Source organism: Shewanella sp. SG41-4, assembly GCF_014164505.1.
In the GTDB taxonomy this organism is placed as follows: Bacteria; Pseudomonadota; Gammaproteobacteria; order Enterobacterales; family Shewanellaceae; genus Shewanella.
In genome coordinates, this window is record NZ_JACJFI010000265.1 from 1 (window position 1) to 5,226 (window position 5,226).

The following is a 5,226-nucleotide window of genomic DNA, read 5'->3' on the forward strand; positions in this document are numbered from 1 at the left end:
ATCGACAGGCTTGATGAACTGTTGAAACCCTACGGAGGAATAGGGGCATATGCACGTAAAGATCTATTATCTAATCGTTTTTTGAGCGAGGAGCTTAAACAACAAAGAACCATAGCCACAATATTTCCGATAATGCTTTTTGGCGTTGCAGCATTTCTGTTGAATGTGGTCACTAGTCGTCTTATCAGTTTACAGCGAGAACAGATTGCCGGACTTAAGGCCTTTGGGTATAGCAATTTTTCTGTCGGTCTGCATTACACAAAACTAATATTAATGATTACCGCGATAGGCGTTATTGCAGGAATTGGTTTTGGTATCTGGATGGGCAAAGGAATGAGCAACATTTACATGACGTTTTATAGCTTGCCATTTATGATTTATGTACTCAAAGCCAAAGTCATTGTTGCAGCGATTTTTATTAGTATGGGAGTTGCCGTGATTGGCACTCTGTATGCTGTGTATAACGCAGCAAGTTTACCTCCGGCTCAAGCTATGCGCTCCGAACCCCCAGCGTTATACCATACAACCCTGATTGAAAAGTTGGGGCTACAACGTTGGTTTTCGCAACCGACCCGAATGATTTTCCGCCACATTGAGCGTCATCCCTTAAAATCATTGATGACTATATTGGGTCTGAGCATGGCCTGTGGCACGATGATGATTGGTGGGTTTCAAGAAGGTGCTATCAAGTATATGGTCGAGGTGCAGTTTGGTATGAGTCAGCGCAGTGATCTAACGGCAACGTTTACTGAGCCAACATCCCAGCGGTCGCTTTACTCACTAAAGAGTTTACAGGGCGTAGAACACGTTGAAGGTTTTAGAGTGGTTACTGCAAAATTGCGCTTTGAGCACCGTTCATATAGAACCGCTATACAGGGAATTGATCCCAATGGCAGTCTGATGCGCTTACTCGATACTAGCCTCAAAGTAATTGATTTGCCGCCAGAGGGCATTATTCTCACCGATTACCTAGCAGAGATATTACATCTTAAGGTAGGTGATATATTAACCGTAGAAGTTCTGGAAGGTGATCGTCAAGTCGTACAGGTGCCAGTGGTAGGTTTGGCTAAAGAGTATCTTGGTTTAAATGGTTATATGCAGCTAAATTCATTAAATCGATTGTTGAATGAAGGTAATGCTATTTCCGCGGCCAGGTTAAAAGTTGATAAGTTATATCAAAGCCAGGTCTATGCAGAACTTAAAGGTGCGCCACGCATAGCCGGCGTAGTTGAACAAGAATCTGCAATTAAGTCTTTTTACGAAACGATGGATGAAACCATTTTATTTTTTACCTTTATCACCACTCTTTTAGGTGGAAGCATCGCATTTGGTGTGGTTTACAACAGTATACGTATTGCGCTATCTGAGCGAAACCGAGAATTGGCCAGTTTGCGAGTGTTGGGATTTCATCGATCTGAGGTTGCTTATATTCTTCTGGGTGAAATGGCCGTGCTAACACTCATCGCTATTCCGGTAGGCATGATGATTGGTTACAGTTTGTGTGCATTTCTGGCACTTGAGTTTGATTCTGACTTATATCGTATTCCGCTGATGCTTGAGTTGAAAGTGTATGCTTTTGCTGCGCTGGTTGTCATTAGCTCCTATATCATTTCAGCGTTAATGATTTGGCGTAATCTGTCAAACTTAGATATGGTGGCCGTACTTAAAAGTAAGGAGTAAACATATGCCTGCTTTGTTAAAGAATCACCCGTTGATATTATTTATTGCTGCGTTAATAACGGGATTATTGATTTGGGGTTTCTGGCCGCAGCCAATCATGGTTGAAAGCGTTACTGCAAAATATGCACCGATGACAGTAAGCATTGAAGAGGAAGGCCGTACCCGAATAATTGATCGTTACGTGATATCAGCATCTGTTGATGGTGTAGCTTGCCGCCTGCAATTAAAAGTGGGCGATATGGTTAAACAAGGGCAAGTTCTGTTAGGCATCACGGCGTTACAATCACAGGTGTTAGATCCACGTAGCCGAGCTCAAGCTCAGGCTCAGGTAGCGGCAAGAAAATCAGCTTTACATGCTGCAGAAGAACAGGCCAAAGCAACATTTGCATCGGCACAATTAGCCATTAATGAATTAACACGGCTACAGCCATTAATCGAACAATCTTTGATTTCACGCGAAGCCTTTGATAAGGCCAAAACCGAGGTGCAAACGACTGCTGCGGCAAAACATTCAGCATATTTTCGGGTGGAAGTAGCTAAATATGAACTAGAGGCTGCACGCACTGCTCTGCAATATTCCGCTGCCGTAGACAGTACAGAGCCAGCAGAACGAGTACAGGTTAGATCTCCGATAAATGGAAGCATTCTTAAAGTTGTTCGTGCATGCGAAGGTCCTGTTCGTACTGGTGAGCCGTTGCTGGAAGTGGGCGACCCTTCTGCACTGGAAATCGAAGTTGATGTGCTTTCAGCTGATGCGGTGAAAATAAAACCCGGCATGAGAGTTATGTTTGATCGTTGGGGAGGTGAAAAACCATTAGAAGGGAGAGTTCGAATAGTCGAACCTATTGGTTTTACCAAAGTATCGGCACTTGGGGTTGAAGAACAACGCGTACTCATTATTTCGGATTTTGTTTCTAAGGCTGAACTATGGCGTAGACTTGGAGATGGCTATCGAGTTGAGGCGAATTTTATTTTATGGCAGCAGGAAAATGTTCTGCAAATACCTGCGAGTAGCTTATTTCGGTATAACGACAAATGGGCAGTGTTTACGATTGAGCGTAACCGGGCCGTAAGACGTGAAGTTAAAATAGGTCAGCGTAATGGTTTAATAGCACAGATCCTTGAAGGGATAAATGATGGTGAGCCGGTGATCAATCATCCGAGTGATGAAGTCGATGATGGTAAGCGTGTAGAGCTGCGATTATTTGATTAACACAATATTACGAATACCATCAAAAAATTCGACTCAAATCCAGCTGTTTTATCCAATAAATATCTTCCCTTTTTGAAGATACAAAAACAGTCCACAACCCTCTATCATAAAAGTTTAAGCTGTTTTTAAATGATTTTCTATCTAGGAACAGACTTGGGTTAAATAGGTAGAGATAAGGATTTAAATCAACAGTAAACGACGATACTACAACTTAATAACGACACATTTTTAGCTGTATAATACACATGAATATCAGCTTGTTCTAAATTGGTCATTGCGTGATTTAACATTTCTCTGCAACCATATGAATAACACCTAAGTAACCCAACATGATCGAGCAAACGTAGATAAATCATGTGCTGTCCACTCCCCTTCACTCACTTGTTTTATCATATTGTTATCCGAACGTTGCTCTAAACCATTGGCAAAAATTCATAAACATTAATCGTTCATTGCCATAATGTAAACCGCACCGGTGACTTCATAATTCGGTCGATACGTTTATGTCTTGGGGGCGTTTTACTACCAAGCTGCTTTCTAATTTACATGAAAATTTTGCGCCATATGGCACATTTCTAGACATAAATAAGTTTGTCTGCTTAACTAAAAAGTGCGGTATGAGGGAGCATTAATCTATAACCCACCTTTGAACTATCAACGTAACAACTTTAAATTAAGACATTGGAATTATTGGCCTATTTTCACTTTATGATGAAAAGTAGGCCACTATGAGGTTAGCGTTCAACACCCTTGCTGAGTCTTAATCTAATCAATATCATTATCAATAATAATAAACCAAACTGTATATCAATAGCCCCGCCGCTGTAATTATTGCTATGTTCCACCTTAGCAATTTTCTCTTCTTTTACTCTCACTTTAAACCGAGCTAACTCATCGTCTAGGTTTTTAGTCATATCAGTGACAGCCAGGCCAAATCCTTGCATCGATTTTTCTGCTAAGGTTTCATCAATGCCTATGGCAGTCGTTCGTTTTTCAAGCTTGCTTATTCCCGGTGCTCTAAAGAGCATTTTTCTGCTTTTAATGTCAAACACTGCAGTATCAACAAACGTTTGTACGGTATTTTCATTACCCGGAATGACATACATTCCCACAATCGTCCAATACAGTAATGCGGCATTATTCTCTAAAGACTGAGTCACCTGATCATATGACACCAATGCAATGATATCGACATCGTACAAACGCCCTACTTGATCTAACGTGTTAAACCCATCACCGCCAGCAAGATAAGTACTCGGAATAACTTCAATGCGGTCAATATAATCATATTGAACAAAAGCCGCTTTCACTTTTTCAAGTAATTCATATTGATCTTTACTCTGCACAGCCTCTTTTTGAAAACCTGTAGAAGGTACAAAAGCAATACCGACTTTTACTGGTAATGTAAGTAATGGAATTTCGGCACTATGCACTGCACGATCTTCTTTATTAGGATACAAAAAATCCATTAAACTGCTCGAGACTGACTGTTTCCCTGACTGCTGGCTCACCAACATACTGCATGCAGACAATATAAAAACTGATGCAATCATAACCAACCATGTTTTTTTCATTTAGCTTCCTTTTTGATTATTTTCCATTTATTGATTTCGATAGTTAAATTCATTTTGCTAATTCAATCACGTTAAAATAACTAATCACACCAAAAGTTAATCGTTTTCACCATTTTAACATTGTTAACACAACCAGTCCCCAACCTAACACCCATAACCCATTGTTATTTATAATATATAAATACTGGCACAGTTAGTGCTTTATTATTGGCAATTAACATTAGTTACAAATGATAACGTGACGTTTGTGTGCTTAAGAATAACATAAGCAAACTGACGTCATTTAATTCTAAAAATATAACACTGGCAGGTATCACATGGATAGGTTCATCAGCGTGAAAAAAATGGCAATCCCTTTACTTTGTATTGCAGCACTTAGTGGTTGCAGCGGCGAAGCAGAGCAAGTAAAAGAAGAACAAAAATTTGCTATTCCTGTTGAAACCGCGCTCGTCACTACAGGCAATGTATCTTCTTTCTACAGTACGACAGCAACACTTGAAGCACCTGAAGAATCTCATGTGATGAGTCGCATTGCTGGGATTATCGAAAAGATTAATGTTGAAGAAGGCGATCGGGTTACTAAGGGACAAATTCTTGCGGTAATTGATGCCAAGCGTCAACGCTATGATTTCAATCGTTCAGAAGCCGAAGTACAGATTATTCAGCAAGAATTAAATCGTTTAAACAAAATGAACAACAATGGGTTTATAAGCCACGATCAAATGGCCAAGCTCGAGTTCAACCTGCAAGCTGCAAAAG

The 5,226-nt window shown here is 40.3% G+C and carries 4 protein-coding genes; 3 read left to right on the forward strand and 1 reads right to left on the reverse strand.

Annotation, left to right across the window (positions count from 1 at the left end; all coding sequences use genetic code 11):
- Together H5202_RS17680 and H5202_RS17685 are read left to right on the forward strand one after the other, a co-directional pair.
- Positions 1–1,680, forward strand: a 1,680-nt coding sequence (locus tag H5202_RS17680; protein ID WP_182773232.1) for an ABC transporter permease, incomplete at its 5' end; no start/stop codon positions are given.
- A 4-nt stretch (positions 1,681–1,684) separates the two neighbouring features.
- Positions 1,685–2,893, forward strand: a complete 1,209-nt coding sequence (locus H5202_RS17685; RefSeq protein ID WP_182773233.1) for an efflux RND transporter periplasmic adaptor subunit — start codon at positions 1,685–1,687, stop codon at positions 2,891–2,893.
- A gap of 734 nt (positions 2,894–3,627) precedes the next feature.
- On the opposite strand, the gene rhlP is transcribed toward H5202_RS17685, so the two are convergent.
- Entirely contained in the window at positions 3,628–4,467 is an 840-nt protein-coding gene (gene rhlP, locus H5202_RS17690) for a rhombotarget lipoprotein (protein ID WP_182773234.1), read from the reverse strand.
- 317 nt (positions 4,468–4,784) lie between these two features.
- On the opposite strand from rhlP, the gene H5202_RS17695 reads away from it, so the two are divergent.
- On the forward strand, positions 4,785–5,226 hold a 442-nt coding region (locus tag H5202_RS17695; protein ID WP_182773235.1), incomplete at its 3' end, for an efflux RND transporter periplasmic adaptor subunit.

Bases quoted from the DNA above. Each gene is read 5' to 3' on its own strand.
- H5202_RS17685 (WP_182773233.1), top strand. From the start codon at position 1,685: ATGCCTGCTTTGTTAAAGAATCACCCGTTGATATTATTTATTGCTGCG.
- rhlP (WP_182773234.1), bottom strand. From the start codon at position 4,467: ATGAAAAAAACATGGTTGGTTATGATTGCATCAGTTTTTATATTGTCT.